Origin of the sequence: Dactylosporangium sp. NPDC000244 (assembly GCF_040300725.1) — a bacterium.
In the GTDB taxonomy this organism is placed as follows: Bacteria; Actinomycetota; Actinomycetes; order Mycobacteriales; family Micromonosporaceae; genus Dactylosporangium.
The window spans coordinates 256,428-274,128 of the sequence record NZ_JBEPEH010000005.1; the positions used below are offsets into that span (position 1 = coordinate 256,428).

Annotated in this window: 15 protein-coding genes and 3 pseudogenes; 9 read left to right on the forward strand and 9 right to left on the reverse strand. The window is 70.5% G+C overall.

Annotation, left to right across the window (positions count from 1 at the left end):
• Positions 1–95: 95 nt before the first annotated feature.
• Complete coding sequence (locus ABT369_RS09510; RefSeq protein WP_350611264.1) at positions 96–1,241, reverse strand: diguanylate cyclase; 1,146 nt, start codon at positions 1,239–1,241, stop codon at positions 96–98.
• Positions 1,242–1,548: 307 nt separating this feature from the next.
• Between ABT369_RS09510 and ABT369_RS09515 the strand changes: the two genes are divergently transcribed.
• A complete protein-coding gene (locus ABT369_RS09515; RefSeq protein ID WP_350611265.1) occupies positions 1,549–1,920 on the forward strand; it encodes a hypothetical protein in 372 nt (123 codons plus the stop codon).
• A gap of 327 nt (positions 1,921–2,247) precedes the next feature.
• Here ABT369_RS09515 and ABT369_RS09520 read toward each other — a convergent pair whose 3' ends face one another.
• A complete protein-coding gene (locus ABT369_RS09520; RefSeq protein WP_350611266.1) occupies positions 2,248–2,808 on the reverse strand; it encodes a hypothetical protein in 561 nt (186 codons plus the stop codon).
• Between ABT369_RS09520 and ABT369_RS09525 the strand changes: the two genes are divergently transcribed.
• A complete protein-coding gene (locus ABT369_RS09525) occupies positions 2,786–5,161 on the forward strand; it encodes a beta strand repeat-containing protein (RefSeq protein WP_350611267.1) in 2,376 nt (791 codons plus the stop codon). The genes ABT369_RS09520 and ABT369_RS09525 overlap by 23 nt on opposite strands.
• An 82-nt stretch (positions 5,162–5,243) precedes the next feature.
• On the opposite strand, the gene ABT369_RS09530 is transcribed toward ABT369_RS09525, so the two are convergent.
• On the reverse strand, positions 5,244–5,822 hold the full coding sequence (locus ABT369_RS09530) for a class I SAM-dependent methyltransferase (RefSeq protein WP_350611348.1): 579 nt from the start codon (positions 5,820–5,822) through the stop codon (positions 5,244–5,246).
• On the opposite strand from ABT369_RS09530, the pseudogene ABT369_RS09535 reads away from it, so the two are divergent.
• The 7 genes and pseudogenes from ABT369_RS09535 to ABT369_RS09560 form a co-directional block, all read left to right on the forward strand.
• Positions 5,805–5,882: pseudogene (locus ABT369_RS09535) on the forward strand (NADPH-dependent F420 reductase); the annotation flags it as partial. The gene ABT369_RS09530 and the pseudogene ABT369_RS09535 overlap by 18 nt on opposite strands.
• A 133-nt stretch (positions 5,883–6,015) precedes the next feature.
• Positions 6,016–6,135 (forward strand): annotated as a pseudogene (locus ABT369_RS57945) (hypothetical protein); the annotation flags it as partial.
• A 402-nt stretch (positions 6,136–6,537) separates the two neighbouring features.
• Positions 6,538–6,699, forward strand: a pseudogene (locus tag ABT369_RS57950) (transposase); the annotation flags it as partial.
• 394 nt (positions 6,700–7,093) lie between these two features.
• Positions 7,094–8,056, forward strand: coding sequence for an acyl-CoA dehydrogenase family protein (locus ABT369_RS09545; protein ID WP_350611269.1), 963 nt, complete (start codon positions 7,094–7,096; stop codon positions 8,054–8,056).
• On the forward strand, positions 8,053–9,159 hold the full coding sequence (locus tag ABT369_RS09550) for an acyl-CoA dehydrogenase family protein (protein ID WP_350611270.1): 1,107 nt from the start codon (positions 8,053–8,055) through the stop codon (positions 9,157–9,159). The genes ABT369_RS09545 and ABT369_RS09550 overlap by 4 nt, the downstream gene beginning before the upstream one ends.
• 44 nt (positions 9,160–9,203) lie before the next feature.
• Positions 9,204–9,989 (forward strand): SDR family NAD(P)-dependent oxidoreductase, encoded by a 786-nt coding sequence (locus tag ABT369_RS09555; protein ID WP_350611271.1) that lies wholly within the window; start codon positions 9,204–9,206, stop codon positions 9,987–9,989.
• 68 nt (positions 9,990–10,057) lie between these two features.
• A complete protein-coding gene (locus tag ABT369_RS09560; protein ID WP_350611272.1) occupies positions 10,058–10,801 on the forward strand; it encodes a FadR/GntR family transcriptional regulator in 744 nt (247 codons plus the stop codon).
• Between the two features lie 87 nt (positions 10,802–10,888).
• Here the strand turns inward: ABT369_RS09560 and ABT369_RS09565 are convergent, their stop codons facing one another.
• From ABT369_RS09565 to ABT369_RS09590, 6 genes are read right to left on the reverse strand one after another with little or no spacing between them, the layout of a single operon-like run.
• Positions 10,889–11,842, reverse strand: coding sequence for an acyl-CoA dehydrogenase family protein (locus tag ABT369_RS09565; protein ID WP_350611273.1), 954 nt, complete (start codon positions 11,840–11,842; stop codon positions 10,889–10,891).
• Positions 11,832–12,968, reverse strand: coding sequence for an acyl-CoA dehydrogenase family protein (locus ABT369_RS09570; protein ID WP_350611274.1), 1,137 nt, complete (start codon positions 12,966–12,968; stop codon positions 11,832–11,834). The genes ABT369_RS09565 and ABT369_RS09570 overlap by 11 nt, the downstream gene beginning before the upstream one ends.
• Before the next feature lie 30 nt (positions 12,969–12,998).
• Positions 12,999–14,228, reverse strand: a complete 1,230-nt coding sequence (locus ABT369_RS09575) for an ABC transporter substrate-binding protein (RefSeq protein WP_350611275.1) — start codon at positions 14,226–14,228, stop codon at positions 12,999–13,001.
• Between the two features lie 26 nt (positions 14,229–14,254).
• Positions 14,255–14,950 carry an ABC transporter ATP-binding protein gene (locus ABT369_RS09580; RefSeq protein WP_350611276.1) on the reverse strand — a complete coding sequence of 232 codons (696 nt, stop codon included), beginning with the start codon at positions 14,948–14,950 and terminating at the stop codon, positions 14,255–14,257.
• Positions 14,947–16,782 (reverse strand): branched-chain amino acid ABC transporter ATP-binding protein/permease, encoded by a 1,836-nt coding sequence (locus ABT369_RS09585; protein ID WP_350611277.1) that lies wholly within the window; start codon positions 16,780–16,782, stop codon positions 14,947–14,949. Before ABT369_RS09585 ends, ABT369_RS09580 begins: the two co-directional genes overlap by 4 nt.
• The gene (locus ABT369_RS09590) at positions 16,782–17,660 is read right to left on the reverse strand and encodes a branched-chain amino acid ABC transporter permease (protein WP_350611278.1); all 879 of its coding nucleotides are present in this window, start codon (positions 17,658–17,660) and stop codon (positions 16,782–16,784) included. The genes ABT369_RS09585 and ABT369_RS09590 overlap by 1 nt, the downstream gene beginning before the upstream one ends.
• Between the last annotated feature and the right edge of the window lie 41 nt (positions 17,661–17,701).

The following is a 17,701-nucleotide window of genomic DNA, read 5'->3' on the forward strand; positions in this document are numbered from 1 at the left end:
GCCACCACCAGTTGCAGCGACACGAAAAGGGGTACGCGCCAACGCGCGGATCACCGGGCCGCAACCTCACGCCATCGCCGGAGTCCCCGGCCGGGTCAGCGCGCGACGGCCGACGGGTGGAGCGTCCAGGTGCCCTTCGAGCGGCGTTTCGACGCGTACAGCGCGGCGTCGGCGTGCGCGAGGAGTTCGTCGGCGGACGTGCCGTGCTCGGGGGCCAGGGCGATGCCGACGCTCACGCCGACCCGGGCCGTCGTCGCGTCGCCGAGGTAGTAGGGCAGGCTGCAGGACTCGATGAGCCGTTCGGCGGTGTGGACGGCGATGTCGCCGTCGGCGCCCGATACCAGGACCACGAACTCGTCCCCGCCGATCCGGCAGACCAGGTCCTGCCCACGGACGGCCTGGCGCAGCCGGATGGCCACGCTGTTGAGGAGCCGGTCGCCGACGGCGTGCCCGTACCGGTCGTTGATCGGCTTGAAGCCGTCCAGATCGAGGCACAGTACGGCGAAGCCTGTCGGTCGGCGGTCGTAGGCCATGTCGCGGGTCAGATCGTCGAGCAGGGTGGCTGTGCGTTCCCGCAGCAGCAGGCGGTTGGCGAGACCGGTGAGCGGGTCGTGCATGGAGAGGCGGAAGTTCTCCTGCTGTGCCACGAACGCATTCATCAGGATCGTGTGGTTCTGCAGGACGAGCAGATGGAAGGCGATCGGCGCGGCCAGGGCCAGGAGGGCCACCACAGGCAGCTGCGGTACGCCGAGGAATCCCACCGCCTGCGCCGCGCCCATCAGGTACAGCAGCGGCGCGGCCAGGTGGGGGAACGCGGCGTATCGAGAGGCGACGTAACCCATGAACCCGACGGGCAGGATGCACCCCAGAGCCAGCAGGCGCGGGTCGCCCGCGCGCAACGTGCCGACGATGCCGGCGGCCATGACGACGAACCACATGACGTTCGCCAGCACGAGGCTGCGGTGGGGCGGGTGCCCGCGTCCGGATGCCGCCCGGTTGTGCTGCAGCGTCAGCCACATCCGGCCGGCCTGGATCGCGCCGTCGGCCACGATCCACGCCAACGCCCAGGCGCGTCCGGTGATCAGGAGCGCGAACCAGCCGACCACCTGACTCCACAACAGGCTGGCGAACGCCAGTAGCCACGTGTCGGGCAGGGTCGCCCGCCGTGCGACGAGAATCTCGTGGGGTTCGTCGGCGTTGCGTACGGTCGCCCAGCGTTGTGACCCCGACGAACGGCCCATGGTCTGGTCATCGGCATTGATGAGCCGGACATGAGCGAAGCCAACGTGGGCACGCTCACGTCGACCAGACGACCGGACAAGGGCCCCGATGGGGCGAGTGGGACAAACGGGCGGCGTGTTCCTGGTGGGAGGGGGCCGGGCCAACCGTAGGTAATTTCGTCAACTCGTCGCGTTATTGCGCGATCCTGATGCCGAAGCTACGATCATCGCACCAGATTTACCGCGGACGATCCCTGTCGATCACAGGGTCGACCACCCGGGCCCGGTCATTCTCGTTCCGAGTTCCGAGCGCACGAATGGTTGACCCATGAAGCTTCGCGCCATCGCCGCGACCGCCATCGCCACCGCCGCCCTCGTGCCCGCAGTGTCGCCCGCCCAGCCGGCCGCCGCCGGCCCGGCCGACTCCTGCTACGGCTTCAACTACTCGTACTCGATCGACAGCACCGCGATCCGGGTGACCACGACCAGCGCCTGCCCCGGTTCGTCGGCCAGCGCCTACCTGGTCCTGGAGCGCTACAACGGCGCGTCCGGCTACCCGTGGGGCTTTGTTGCGTCGAGCAACGGTTCCCTGACCTACTTCTGCAACGGCACCACGCCCACGACGTACCACGTCGGCCCGATCTTCACCCCGGGCACGAGCGGCTACACCTGGTACCAGTTCACCGCCAACTGCGGCTGACCCCACCGCGCCGAGCCGCCCCGCGCGTTCGGCGGGGCGGCTCCGGGTACTCGCCGAGCGCGTACCGCAGAGACGTCTCTGTATGAGGCACCTCTCACGCACTGTGACGTAAGAGTTGCAGATTGTGCGGTTCGGCCCTCGTGGGCGGTTCCTGCGTCTACGTTGCGCCCTAGAGCATCGGCGCACTGCGCGCTGATGCCGGCGTCACGGGGGATGCGACATGCTGCGCTTCGGAAGTACCACCGCCTTCGGTAGGCACCGTTTCGACCGGTGCGAACCGCGGTACCGTGCCAGGCACGCGCCCCCCGGCCTGTCGCCGGCGCGGCGCTATGTGCGCGGGGCGAGCACCGGCCTCGCGCTGCTCCTGGTCACGCTCGGCGGCGTGGGGATCGGCCCGACGGCGGCCGCCGCCGCACCGATCGGCACCGCCAAGGCGGCCGACAGCGCTGGTAAGGCTCCCGGCAGCGCCGGCAAGGCTCCCGGCAGCGCCGGCAAGGCGGCCGATGGCACCGGCACGCACGGCAAGCGGAAGCCGTCGCCGCGTCCCAGCGCGAGCGGCCGTACCGCCACGGCATCGCCCAGCGCGAGCGGCCGTAAGGCCACGGCATCGCCCAGCGCGAGCGGCCGTACCGCCACGGCATCGCCAAAGACGACCACGGCGACCAGCGCCGCGCCCTCCGGACGGCCGGCGACCGACGGGCGCGCGCAGAGCGCGGCCAACACGGTCGGCCGCGCCGGCCTCGCGACGCGCAAGCCGTTCGTCATTGAGGGCACCAGCCAGACGATCACGTTCACGCCGACGCCGGACACCCCGCTGTCAGCCAATACGGTCACCCTGGTCGCGACCGCGTCGTCCGGGCTGACGGTGACGTTCGACAGCAGCGGCACCTCCGCGGTCTGCACAGTCTCCGGCGACACGGTCACCCTGATCTCGCTGGGCACCTGCACGGTCACCGCTGACCAGGCCGGCGACGGCACCTACGACCCGGCGCCGACGGAGACCGACTCGTTCGAGGTCACCAAGGACGCCCAGACGATCACGTGGACGCCGACGGCGGACACCCAGGTGAACGCCGGCCCGGTGACGCTCGCGGCGTCGGCGACGTCGGGGCTGACCGTGGGCTTCACCACCGCGACACCGTCGGTGTGCACCGTGTCGGGCACCACGGCGACTCTGCTGACGGTCGGCACCTGCACCGTCCATGCGAACCAGGCCGGCGATGCCACGCGCGCCGCCGCGCCGCAGGTGGACGACTCGTTCGAGGTCACCAAGGCCTCGCAGACGATCAGCTTCACGGCCCCGGCCGACCATGCCCTGGCGCCGGCCCCGATCGCGCTGTCCGGCTCGGCGACGTCCGGCCTCGCGGTCACGTTCAGCAGCGCCACCCCGGCGGTGTGCACGGTGTCCGGAGCTCAGGTGACGCTCGTGAGTGCCGGCACGTGCTCCGTCCGCGCCGACCAGCCGGGCAACGGCACCTACGCCGCCGCGCCGCAGGTCACCGACTCGTTCACCGTCTTGCCGGGCGCCCAGACGATCACCTTCGGCCAGCCGCCGGCCACGGCGCTGTCCGCCAACACGGTGACGGTGGCCCCGATCGCGACGTCCGGCCTGACCGTCACGGTCGCCAGCACCACCTCGGGCGTGTGCACGGTCAGCGGCGGTACGGTCGCGCTCGCGCACGTCGGCACCTGCACGCTGACCGCCGACCAGGCCGGCGACGCCGACTGGGCCGCCGCACCGCAGGTGACGGTGAGCTTCCAGGTCACCCAGGGCAGCCAGACGATCGCGTTCACGCCGCCGGCGGCGACCGCGCTACCGGCCGGCCCGGTCACCGTCACCGCGACCGCGACCTCCGGGCTGGCGGTGAGCTTCGGCAGTACTACACAGTCCGTTTGCACCGTGTCCGGCAACACGGTGACCCTCGTGGCCGCCGGCGCCTGCACCATCACCGCCGACCAGGCGGGCTCGGCGGACTGGTCCGCCGCGACCCAGGTCACCGGCACCTTCAACGTCACCACCGACACGCAGACGATCACCTTCGGGTCGCTGGCCGGCATCGCCCTGTCCGACGGGCCGCAGCCCCTCGCGGCGACCGCCACGTCCGGGCTCGCCGTGGCGTTCACCAGCGCCACGCCGGGCGTCTGCACCGTCAGCGGCTCCACCGTCACCCCGCTGGCCGCCGGCACCTGCACCATCAACGCCGACCAGCCGGGCAACACCACGTACGCCGCCGCGCCGCAGGTCCAGCGAAGTCTCACCATCGCACCCGGGTCGCAGACGATCACCTTCGCGCAACCGGCCGCCCGGCTGTTCACCGACGCGCCGCTGACGCTCAGCGCGACCGCCTCGTCCGCGCTGCCGGTCGCCTTCACCTCCGAAACCACTGCCGTGTGTACCGTGTCGGGCGCGACGGTCACCGCCGTCACCGTGGGCACCTGCACCATCGACGCCGACCAGGCCGGCAACAGCGACTGGACCGCGGCCCCGGCCGTGACCCGGTCGTTCGCCATCGGCCAGGGCACCCAGACGATCGCGTTCACCGCACTGAACGCCACCGCCGTCAACGAGGGCCCGGTCACGCTGGCCGCGACCGCCTCGTCCGGGCTGCCGATCACCTACGCCAGCACCACCCAGGCGGTCTGCACCGTGTCCGGCGCCCAGGCCACCCTGCTCACGGTCGGCACCTGCACCATCACGGCCGACCAGCCCGGCAACGCGAACTACGCCGCCGCGCCGCAGGCCACCGCCGGCTTCGCCGTCCTGCAGGCCCCGGCTCCCGTCACACTGCCGGCCACCGCGCCGCCCGCGCCCGACGGTGCCCTGACCGGCGCCACCGACACCACCCCGCAGCCCGGCCAGACGATCACGATCACCGGCTCCGGGTACAAGCCCAACACCACGATCACCGTCGCCATCTACTCCACGCCGGTGACGGTCGGCACCGTCACGACCGACGGCACCGGCGCGTTCAGCGCCACCGTCACCGTCCCCGCCGGCCTCGCCCCGGGCAGCCACACCCTCGTCGCGGCCGGGCTCGCGCCCGACAACACGGTGCGGTACCTCACCGCCGCCGTCACGGTCGTGCCCACCGCCGTCGCCACCGGCCCCCTGCCGGTCACCGGCGCCGCCGTCACCGGCCTCGCCCAGCTCGGCAGCATCGCCGTCATCATCGGCGTCCTGCTCACCGCGCTGGGTCACCGCTGGACGCCGCGGCGGTACCGCAGCCGGTTCAGCGTCTGACGATCGCGGCGTCCCACCGGCCGTGCGGGTCCTCGAAGACCGTCAGCATCAGGCCGGTGTGGACGCCGCCGGACACCCCTCCTCAAGAAGGCTGTCGGCGGGCCTGGCAGAGCACGATCGCCGAGTAGCCATGGGCGGTGTCCTGGCCCGTGTGGCGGACCTCGATCGTGCCGTCGAACGGGGCGAACTCGGGCTGGAGCACCGCGTGTATGTCGTGTTCGTCGATGTCGGCGCCGGGGAAGGTCTTGCCCGCCACGGTGTAGCCGCGGCATCGTCGCAGGGCGGCCGTGACGAACAGGCCCCCGGGCTCGACCAGGCCGGTGATGTGGCGCATGAACAACTGCCAGGTGGCCCGGTCGCCCGTGGCGGAGTCCGCGCAGTACGGGCTGATCACGGTGGCGTACGCGCGGTCGAGCGGGCGGGGATGGCGGGCATCTACGAGTACCAAATCCGTGATCTTGCTTCTGGTCAGGTCTTCTCGTGCGGCGAGCTCCTCGTCGGACGGGTGCGCGATGCCCTCGCATTGCAGGGTGTAGCGGACGAACGGGCGCCAGTCGTGGGCGCCGGGCTCGCGATCGAGCCAGCGCTGGATCTCGGTCAGGTTGGCCGGGAGGTAGTCGCCCAGGTGGATCTCCGAAGCGTCGAAGCTCTGACGGCCAATCTCATCGCGATCAACAAGCGCTACAAGATCCACGCCGGCCTGCGCGTCGCGGGCCTGTGAGGCAGCACCGCGTCGGACGCGGGCCGCCCGGGCCGGTAGGTCCGCGCCCGACGCGCTCGGCCGGCCACCCCTGTTACGGCGGCCCCGCGAAGCGGAGGATGAGGAATCGCGCGAGCCTGGACATCAGGCGGCGGTGGGTCGGCAGCGCTGCGGGCCGCGATCCTGCCGCGGGGACTCCGCGCCCCGCCAGCGCCTCATCGAGACGGAGCTCACCGAGCGGTACGGCACCACCCGGTTCGTGTTGCGCAACGCGCTGACCCGGTTGGCCGGCGAGGGCCTGGTCGAGCTGCAGCCGAACCGGGGCGCCCGGGTACGCGAGATCTCGGCCGCGGAAGCGATTGAGATTACCGAGATCCGCCGGGCCGTCGAGGCACTGGTCGCTGCCCGGGCTGCGCAGCGGGCCAGCCCCGACGACATCGCGGCGCTGCGGGCACGCGGCGCGGCGATGACCACGGCGGTCGAGCAGCTGGCCTTACGGAAGGCCGGCCGACAACGCGGCATCGACCGGCAGGCCGCAGAGATTTCTGAAGCTCTTCACCTGCCGCAGCTGCGGCAGGCGCCGCTCGTCGAAGACGCCATGGGCCGCCAAGCGCTCGCACTGCTCGCCACGCTGAACGCCGAATGCGACAAACGCAGGCCAGCTCACCCCGACTACGAGGTCATCACCAGCTTCCCCGGAACCGGCGATCTCAGTGGTGGCCGGCTCTTGGCCGAGATCGGCGATGACCGAGCCCGCTTCACCGACGCGCGAGCACTCAAGGCATACGCCGGCTCAGCACCAGTGACCAGAGCCTCCGGCCGCACCATCAAGATTTCAACGGCGATCATGTCGCCGCGGCCGCGGCCGCGGCCGCGGCCGCGCACGTCGCCGAGCCGTGGCCCGCGCGTCTGCAAGTCAGGGAACCGGTAGGCCATGAGTGTCCCGATTTGCCGGTCACGCTCGATTGGTCCGTCGGTTTTCGATAGTTTCCAGAAATTCGGTGATCCGAGCCAAAGGTATGTCGGCGGTGACGTGTGAGGGGTTAAACATCTAAATCATATTACTCGAATGAGGAAAACTCGGGTAGCATCGCGAGCGTCGGAGGCCGGATGATGCTGAGGAGTTCCTGGATACGATGGTGGACTGGTCTCTTCTGGCCCCGGACGAGGATGCGCGTGCTCTCGCTGAGACGGCTTGCGCTCAGTTCCGATCACTCAACGGTCCGGCGGACATGCGCGCCGCCATCGACGGCGCCGCGCTTGCGCCCGACGGCTGGGCAACCCTCTCGAAGGGCGGCTACCTGGACATCGGCGTTCCCGAGGCCGTCGGCGGGCTTGGCCGGACAATCGACCTGGTCGTCATGCTCGAGGAGGCCGGGCGCAGCTTGTTGGCGGTGCCGCTCCTGCCGGCGGTGCTGGCGTCCCAGACGCAGATCGCGGCCGGGGTGCACCGTGAGGACTACCGGCGGTCGCCCGCGGGCTTCTCCACCGCTGAGGGTGTCGTCGAGGACGGCCGGTGCTTCGTCGAGCGGGCGCACGTGCTCGGCGGTCTCGACGCGGCCACCTTCACCTTGGTTGTGCAAGGGCCGGACCGCGCCTGGATCTCGGTGGTCGACCGGGACGCGGACGGGGTCGAGGTGCTCGAGCGCGCGACGGTGATTGATCCTTCCCGGCCCGTCCCGGCATTGCGGTTCCAGGGTGCGGCCGCCGTCGAATCCCGCGCGATCGCGCTCGACGATCTGGAACGGATCATGGCGAGCGCTCGCGTCTGCCTTGCCGCCGACCTTGTCGGTACCGCTGCGGGTGCCCTGGACGCGGCGATCGAGCATGTGCTGCAGCGCCAGCAGTTCGGTCAGGCGATCGGAGCGTTCCAGGCGGTCAAGCACCAGCTCGCGGACGCCTACGTGTCGGTCGAGAAGGCTCGTAGCCTTACGCTCGGCGCGGCCCTGCGCCTCGTTGCGGGAGCCCTCGATGACGTGCCGACCCGCGACTGCCTGCTGGCCAATGCGGTGGCGGCCGAGGCGGCCGTCCAGGTCGCGGCACGGTTCACGCAGCTGATGGGCGCCATGGGCGTGACTTTCGAGGCGGACTGCCACCTGTTCCTGCGCCGCGCCCATCAGAGCGCCGGCCTGCTCGGCACCCCCGACGACCTCTTCATGGCGGCGGCACGGATCGAAAGGCGGGAAGCTCGATGACGGACCTGGGGGCTGTGTTCGACGCGTTCCTGGATGACTTCCTGCCGGCCGACTACGTCGAGAACTATCAGCGGTACCGCGGCGATGCCGAGCTTCGCAAGGCCTATCAGGCGGCCGCGTTCGACGAGGGCTGGCTGATCCCCGAGTGGGGCCGGGATGAGGGCGGGCGCGACCTGAACGGTGCCGATGCCTTGGCCGTCAAGCTTGTCGGCGCGCGTCGCCGGGTTCCCCGGTTGATGAACATCCAGGGCGTCGGGGTCGCGGCACCGGCCATCCGGGCCTTCGGGACCGCCGCCCAGCGGGACCGGCTTTTGCGCCCAGCCGCCCGCGGCGACGAATGGTGGGCCCTCGGCATGTCCGAGCCCGGCGCCGGCTCGGACCTGGCGTCTCTGCGCACGACCGCGACCCTTACCGACGGGGTGTTCACGGTCAACGGTCAGAAGATCTGGACGACACAGGGGGACGAGGCGCGGTGGTGCACGCTCTACGTCCGCACCGCCACCGGCGGCAAGCCGCACCACGGCATCTCGTGCCTGATCCTCGACATGCGAAGCCCCGGGGTGGTGGTCCGCCCGATCCGCACCGCCGGTCCCGCGGTCGAGTCCTTCTGCGAGGTCTTCCTCGACGACGTGAAGGTGCCGCAGGACGCGCTGCTCGGCGAGCTCAATGGCGGCTGGACGGTGGCCATGTCCAGCCTCGAGCACGAGCGGGACATGATCTGGATCAACACGTGGCTGGAGACCAACCGGGCCATGGGTCCCGCGCTGCGCGCCCCCGACCTGGCGCAGCACCAGCTCGTCAAGCTCGGCCGCGCGCTGGCGGACGCGGAGAGTGTTCGCCTGACCGGCCTGCGCACGGCCGCCCAGCGGTTCGCGGACCTGCCATCCCCCGCGGCGTCGATCCTCAAGCTGCTCGGCTCCGAGTCGGTGCAGCGCGCGGCGCTGCTGTCGCTGGAAGTGGCTGGCGAGAAGGCATTCGACGACCCGGCGCTCTTCGACGAGCGGCTCGACTCGCTGGGCGCCACGATCTATGGCGGCACGTCCGAAGTGCAACGGAACATCATTGCGGAGCGAACGCTCGGACTTCCGAAAGGCAGACTATGACAGCCACCCACGTCGCGGGCTCACTCGCCGGACGGTCTGCCCTCGTGTCCGGGGCTGGCCGCGGGCTGGGGCGCGCGATCGCGACATCCCTGGCGGAGGCGGGCGCCGTCGTGTGCGTCGTTTCCCGTAAGGCCGAAGAGCTCGACAGCCTCGTGGTGCAGATCAATGCCGCGGGAGGCCGGGCGCTTGCCTTTCCGGCGGACATTCGGCAACCTGGTGATCTGGATCGCCTACGGGACGACGTGCTCAATGAGGTCAAGGCCATCGATATCCTCGTGAACAACGCTGGTAATCTGGTCAAGAAGCCTGTCGTTGCGCTGCCGGTGGACGAGTCGTCCGGCCAGAAGGTCGGGCAGCCGGGATCCGGGCCGGCCGATGTCGCCATGTCCGATGAGGACTGGGACTCGGTGCTGGACACGCACGTGCGCGGATCGCTGCATCTGATCAGGTCGTTCGTGCCGGGGATGCTGGAGCAGCAGCGAGGCCGGGTGATCAACATTGCGTCGAGCAGCGTCGCCAGGTCGGCCAACCTGACCGTGAGCTACCAGGTCGCCAAGGGCGCCCTGGGTCAGCTCACGCGAGCGCTCGCCAAAGAGTGGGCGGCGTTCGGCGTCACGGTGAACACCATCGCGCCGGGGCACTTCCGCACCAGCATGACCCAGGCCCTGCACGACAGTCCCGAAGGTCAGGCCTGGCTGAAGGAGCGCATTCCGATGCGACGCACGGGCGACGCCGCGGAGTTGGGGGCGTTAGCGGTACATCTGGCGGGCGATCTCGCTTCGTTCATCACGGGTCAGACGATCTTTGTCGACGGCGGTGAAACTCTCTGATGCCCGAACCCGAGAATTCCGCGCGCCCTCGCCGGGTGCCGTTGCGGACACCAAGGGTGGCCGAGGCGATGGCGGCTCAGCTGCGGCTTCGCATCATGGAAGGCGATCTCGTCGACGGATCGGAGCTGCCGACGGAACCGGTGATGCTCCAGAACTATCCGGTCAGCCGTCCGAGCCTTCGCGAGGCGTTCCGCATCCTGGAGACAGAGGGGCTGGTGAGCGTCCGCCGCGGGAAGCGGGGCGGCACCGTCATCAAGAGCCCCACACTGGACTCCGCCGCGTATCACATGGGACTGCTGATGCACTCGCGTGCACTGCCCATGCCGGACCTGGCGGCCGCCCGCAACCTGCTGGAGCCGTTGTGCGCCGAGCATGCGGCGCTTCGCGAGGACCACGCCGCCATCGGTGCCCGGCTCCGGCAGTTCGGCGACGAGGCCTTGCAGGTCGTGGAGGACGGGCCCGCCTTCACGGGCGCGGCCGGCAAGTTCCACGAGGAGCTGGTCGACGCGGCCGGTAACCAGACGCTGCGGATCCTCGTCGGCATGCTGGAGAGCGTCTGGAGCATTCAGGAGCGGGGCTGGGCGCGCCAGGCGGCCGAGGAGGAGAGCTACCCCACGGTGGACCTGCGTCGCGCGGTCCTGCGGGCGCACGACTCCATCGTGGATGCGATCGAGGCGGGCGACGCCGATCAGGCCGGACGGTTGATGCGGGCCCATCTGCAGGCGTCGCAGCTGTATGTCGCCTCGGAGAACGCTCCGCCCGTGCGGGTGCTGGACGAGTACGGCAACCCCCGCATGAACGCCCAGGAATGACCGTCGCCTGACCGCAGTCAGGTTCGATGCACAACGCCCGGCCGGGTCGAAACCCGGCCGGGCGTTTGTTCGCTGTCGCGCCGGCGTCTAGCGCCGGGCCGCAACCGGGTATATGCCGTCGAAGCCCTCCCTGGCGACCGCCTGCGCCAGGAGATCCGTCGAGGCGATCAGCCCGGCCGGGCGGTGCAGGACGCTCTGGAGGTGACGGTCGATCACGGTGAGATCGTGCTCTTCGCACAGGCCCATCGCGCCAAGCACCTGGTGCGCATTGGACAGTACGACGTTCGCCGACTCCAGCATCTGCACCCGGAGGGCGAGCAGGTCCGCGGGCCTTGCCGCGCCCTCCCGGACCAGCCACCACCCGTGCAACGTCAGTTCCTCGAGCCCATCGAGGGCAAGTGCGATGTCCGCGATGCGCCACCGGATCTCACCGAAGCTCCCGATCGGCTTGCCGAACTGCTGCCGCTCCCGCGCGTGGACGACCGCAAGCTCGACGGCCGTGCCGAGCGCGCCGAGCACCCAGAACGCATCGAGCAGCAGGTGCATCGAGACGGCCCGCGGCACGTCGATGTCCAGCTCGGTGGCGCCGAGGACGACGCCCGAGGCGAACGGGTCCAGCGGCGCCGGCTGCAGCGGGCTCGCCGTGACCGAGGAGGCGCCGCCCCGGACCAGGTCGACGGCGACGGCGCGCTCGAACAGGTCGGCATGGTCGAGTCGCCCGGGTGCGCCGGCGGACAGGTAGACGCCGTTGATCTCCCGGCGCAGGTGCGGGGCCAGGGCCAGCTCGTGGACCAGCGGCCACGGAAGCACGACGGCGCCGGCCGCCTTGACCCCGAGTACGGCGGCCGCCGACTCGTCCTGCTCGCCCCAGGGATCCAGGGTCCGGAGGTCGAGCTTGTCCAGGGCCGGCGCCACGACTGCCCGCCGCCGGCCCGGGTCCGTCTCCGCGTCGCGCGCAATGTTGACGCCGCCCAGCGCCCCGAGCGCCTTGGCGACGCTCTCCTGGTAGACGATCGCCGCCTGCGGCCACTCACGACGCATGCCGAGCTCCTTCGATCGACGATCGGGCGACCAGCATCCGCTGGACCTCGATGGTCCCGGACGCGATGGTCGCCGACCGTGCGTAGCGGAACACGTCCTCGACGCGTCCGAGCAGGCCGGCCGACGGGTCGGGGGCGAGGGCGTCGGCGCCGGCAAGGTCCAGCGCCAGCTGCGCCACCTCCTGGTCGAGCTGGATCGACGCCAGCCGCGCGATGGAGGCCTCGCGGTCCGTCAGCCGCCCGGCGTCGTTCAACGCAACGGCGCGGTAGTTGAGCAGACGGGCCACGCGGGCGTGGACCAGCGCGCGGGCGTAGGAATGCAGCGCCGTCGGCTCCTCGAGTGACCCGTGCCCCGCCAGCGCGGCGAGCACCCGCTCGTCCCGGGCGTAACGCGGAATACCGATGCGTTCGTGCTTCAGCACCAGCTTGATGACGTCCCACCCGTTGCCGACGCCACCCAGGATCGCGTCGCCGCCGATCCGCACGTCATCGAAGAACACCTCGTTGAGGTGCTGCTCGCCCATGATCGACTCGATGGGGACGACGGTGATGCCCGGCAGGTCCATGGGGACCAGGAAGATGGTGATGCCCTCGCGCTTCCCGGCCGCCTTGTCGGTCTTCGCCGCCAGGAAGCACCACTGCGCCAGGCCCGCGTAGGAGGTCCAGATCTTCTGGCCGTTCAGCACCCACTCGCCGTTGTCGAGGCGGGCACTGAGCTGCAGCGCGCCGAGGTCCGAGCCGGCCCCGGGCTCGCTGAAGCCCTGGCACCACACGGCCTGCCCGGCCGAGATGGCGGGCAGGTGGGTAGCCCGCTGCTCCGCCGTGCCGACCTCCATGATCACCGGCCCGACCCAGTTCAAGCCCATGTACTGCGGGCCGCGCGGCTCGAAGTGCGCCCACAGCTCCTCCCGTAGCACGGTCTGCTGCCAGACGTCGGCCTCCGCGCCGCCGTACTCCTTGGGCCAGCTGAGCGTGAGGAGCTTTTCGCTCGCGAGGCGTCCGGTGACCCCGGCCACGACCGACTGCACCGCCGGGTCGCGTGCGAACGATGTCGTCCAGTCCTCGGGGAGGAGCTCGGCGAGCAGGGCCCGCAGGCGGACGCGCAAGTCGTCCGCCTGCGATCCCATCCGGAGATCGACTGTGGTCTCCTCAGGCATTCAGCGCCCCGCGCCTACGGAGGCTTCGACGCACTTGCCGTTCGGGCACGGCTTGGCGGGCACGAACACGCCCAGCTGATCGGCGTCCAGCCCGATGCGCTTGTCGGCACCGAACTTGTACGTGCCGTTGGCGCCCTGCAGCGCCTCGCCGGAGACCAGCTGCTGCTTGATCTTGTCGGCGTTGGTCGACTTGACCTTCTGCGACGCCTGGGTCACCAGCAGCACCCAGTCGAAGGAGATGGCGCCCACCGTGTCCAGCGCGTTGAAGGAGTCCTTGCCCTTGGCCTTCAGGTAGAGCTTCACGAAGTCCGCGGTGATGCCGGTGGGGGACTCGCCCTGCGTGGCCGACAGGAACGTCTTGGCCATGGGGCCGGCGGCGAGGGTGCTCTTCATGCCGTTCGGGATGAGCTCCGACGTCGCGGGATCGCCGATGCCCAGCACGCCGGACATCTGCGGGTTCCAGCCGATCTTGTTCAGGCTCGACATGGCCGCGACCAGCGGGGCGCCGTACGACCAGACGATGAGCGATTGCGCGCCCGAGTCCCGCAGCTTGGACAGCTGCGCGGTGACGTCCGAGGCGGTGGAGGGGAAGCTTTCCTGCACGATCTTCACGTTGGGGAACTGGCTCTTGGCGACGGCCAGGGTTTCCTTCGTCTGCGATGTGCCGTACGCCGAGGAGTCGTCCAGCATCGCCACCGTGCTGCCGGCCGAGGCCGCGTACGAGAGCAGGGGCACGATCGAGGTGTCGCCCGAGGTGCCCGCGCCGGTGCTGAACGCGTACTTGTACCGCTTCGAGTCGCCGACGTCCGCCAGGATCGAGCCGATGCCGCCCGCCGTGTCGCCGGGCACCTTCACCTGGTTCAGGATGTCCTGAACCGGGGGAAACGCCTCGGTGGTGAAGTAGAAGGCGGAGACACCCTCCTGTGCGAGCGACCGCGTCGCGGCGACCGCCGCGGTCGGCTCGCCCTTGGTGTCCTTCTGCATGATCTCGATCTTTGTGCCGGGGTTGTGCTGCTCCACGTACTCGGCGCCGGCCTTGAGCCCCGCGAGTGACACTTGGCCGCTCGGCGCGAGGGAGCCGGTCAGCGCCCCGACGAACCCGATCTTGATGGTGGAGCCGGAACTCTCGCCCTTGTTGCCGGAGGACTCGCCGCCGCCACATGCGGCGAGGGCGACGAGCGCCGTACACAGCGTTGCGGCGGCAACGCCTCTCTTGATGAAGGTGGCCATGTGGTCCTCGTGCTTTCTGTGAGTTCTCAGGAGAGATAGGCGGCGTGAAGCAGGTCCGGGAGGCTGGGGTCGGTCCCGTGCAGGCGGTGCTCCACGCGCCCGTGCCGCAGCACCACGACGTCGGCTTCGAGCTTCTGGGCGACTTCGAGCCGTTGCTCCACGAGCAGCACCGAGAAGCCGGCGTCCCGCAGATCGGCAAGGATCTCGATCGTCCGTCCGACCAGCTTGGGCGAAAGCCCGTTCGTCGGCTCGTCGAGCATGATGGCGCGGGGAGCGCCCGCGACCGCTCGCGCGATGGCCAGCATCTGCTGCTGGCCCCCGCTCAGGCCGCCGGCCAGGCGGGGCATCAGCTCACGCAGCTCGGGCAGCAGGTCGAGCGGGTCGACCTCGGAGGGCCGGGATGCCCGGCCCGCCGCCACGCGGAGGTTCTCCGCCACGGACAGGCTTTTGAAGACGTGCCTGCCCTCGAGCACGTGGCCCAGGCCCGCACGGGCCCGTTTGCTCGCCGAGAGCGTGTCGAGGCGACGGTCGTCCAGCCAGATGCCGCCGCCGGCCGCGGCGAGACCGCCGATGCCACGCAATGTGGAGGTCTTCCCGGCGCCGTTCGCGCCCAGCAGGGCCAGGCACGTCCCGGGTTCCACCGTGAGCGAGAGGTCCTCGACGGCGGTGACGCCGCCGTACCGTACGCGAAGGCCGTCCACCTTCAGGCGCCCGCCGTTCATGCGACACCCATGTAGGCGGCGCGGACGGCATCGACGGTGTGGAGATCCTCGGGCCGGCCCTCCCAGAGGAGGGTACCGAGGTCCAGGACGACGACCCGGTCGACCAGGCGGCTGATCATCTCCAGGTGGTGCTCGACGATGATGACGGCGATCCCAGCCGCCGCGACGTCGCTCACGACGCGCTCGAATCCCTCGATCTCCGAGGCCGAGAGTCCCGCCGCCGGTTCGTCCAGGAGGAGGACCTGCGGACAGGCGCTGATGGCGGTGGCGGCTTCCAGGAAACGTAACTGACCGTGGCTCATGACCCTGCTTTCCCGGGTGATGGCGGCCGCGTCGTGCGGGTCGAAACCGCCCAGCTCGAGCAGCGCGAGGGCGCCGCGGCGGCAGGCCTGGAGCAGTTCCGGTTCGCGGTCGCCGCGAGCGGCCGCGAGTGCGAGATGCTCCTCGATGCTCATGCCGGGGAACGTCTTCGGGGTCTGGAACGTGCGGGCGACGCCGCGCCGGGCGATGGCGGCCGGGCTCTGCCCGCCGATCTCCGCCCCGTCCAGCTCGATCTGACCGGCCGTCGGCGGGTAGTGCCCGCACACGACGTTGAGCAGTGTCGTCTTGCCGGAACCGTTCGGGCCGATGAGGCCCACGATCTCCCCGCGCGCCAGGTCGAAGGACACGCCGCGCAGGGCGTTGACGCCCCCGAAGGTGCGCCGCAGGTCCGTCAGCCGCAGGATCGGCGCGCCGGGCGCGCGTTCGGGCACCTCGATGGGCGGCGTGCCGGCGATCTCCCGCAGCGCTTGTTTGGCCGGCGCGGCGGTACGGCTGAAGAGGCCGCGGGGGCGCAGCCGCATGAGGACGATGAGCAGCAGGCCGTAGAGGAGGTTGTTGAGGTGCGGGTACGCGTCGAGGCGGAGCGGGATCAGGATCAGCAGCGCCGCGCCGACCACCGGTCCGAGCCGGGAGCCGCTGCCGCCGAGGACGACCATCACCAGGAACAGGATGGAAAGGTTCGGCGAGAAGGCATCCGGGGAGATGTAGGCGGAGAGGATCGCGAAGAGCCCTCCGCTGAGCGCGCCCAGCGCGGAGCCGACCGCGAAGCCCGCAACCTTCGTGATGTAGCCCGAGATGCCGAGGGCCGACGCGCCGATGGGCTCGTCGCGAACCGCGACGGTGGATCGGCCGAGCCGTGACACCCGGTACCGGGCGTGCAGCCAGTAGCAGAGGGCGGCGACGACGACGATGACGGTAGGGACGACCCACGGCGTTTCCACCGGGTCGTGGTCGAACCAGAGGCGGGGGTCGATGCCGGACAGTCCGGAGTTGCCTCCGGTGACGTTCTGGAACTGGATGAGCATGTCGTTGACGACGAGCATCAGGCCGAGCGACAACATGGCCAGGCCGATCGCGCCGAAGCGCCCGGCCGGGAAGCCGATCGCCGCGCCGGCGACGAGCCCGCCCAGGACGGCGAGCGGGATGGCGATCCAGAACGGCCATCCGTGCGATGCCACCAGGATGGCAGTGATGTACGCACCGATGGCGAACGAGGCGCCCTGGCCCAGCGAGAGCGCGCCCGCGTACCCGGTGGTGATGTTGAGGCCCAGGGTGGCGACGGCGTACAGGCAGATCAGCTGCAGGACGTAGCCGTTGTACGACTGCGGGCCCCACGCGACGAGCAGGACCAGCGCCACGGCCGCCATCAGCAGGCTGTGCAGGCCCGGCGCCGCGAGCACGCTGCGGACGGGGGGCGGCACGGCCTCGCGAGTTCGCTCCAGGCCGCCGCGCAGCGCTCGCGACACGGGAGCCATCGCCCGGGCCGGCTTCTCGAGCAGCTTGTGCACCATCAGACCGCCCGCACCGGCGCGGCGCCGAAGAGGCCGTGTGGGCGGATCACGTAGACGACCAGCAGCAGGGCGAACACCGCGAGGTTCACGACGAGGCTGCCGACGTACACGCCGATCGCCTGGCTCAGGACGCCGACGATGAGGCCGCCGACCAGGGCTCCGCCGATGCTGCCCATGCCGCCGATCGCGGTGGCCACGAAGCCGTAGAACGTGTACGACAGTCCCAGCGACGGCGTGACGAGCTGGGTCGAGGCGACCAGCACCCCGGTGACCGCGGCGACCAGCGCGGCAAGCGTCATGGCGATCTGCGAGGCGCGGGCGCGGGAGATCCCGACCGCCTCCGCACCGTCGAGATCGTCGGCGATGGCGCGCAGCTCAAGCCCGATTCGGGTGTACCGGTAGAAGGCGACGAGCAGGCCAGTCACGACGAACAGCGCGGCGATCGACGCGAGCTCGGCCGGCGATATGGCGATGCCCGCCAGGTCGAACCGGTGTGCGCTGACACCGTGCTTGAAATTGCGCGATTCCCCGTTGTACGGGATGGCCAGCAGCTCGGCCAAGATCACGCTCACTGCCAGTGTCGAGAGCAACCACGAGACGGACTGGCCCGACTGCACGAACGGTCGTACCGCCGACCACTCGACCGTGAGGGCGACCCCGACCACCACCACCAGCGCGACGACGTACGCGAGCCATGTGGGCAGGCCGGCCTGCATCGCCACGAGCACAGACATGGGCATCAACATGACCATCTGGCCGTGTGCGAAGTTGATCACCCCGGTCGTCGAGAACAGCGTGGCGAAACCCACCGCAACTAGGCCATAGATCGCGCCGTCGGACAGGCCCGGCACGAGGACCGACTGGAGAAAGTCATGCATACGGGGCGTCCCTCCAGGCGCTTGACGTGACATCCCTCTTC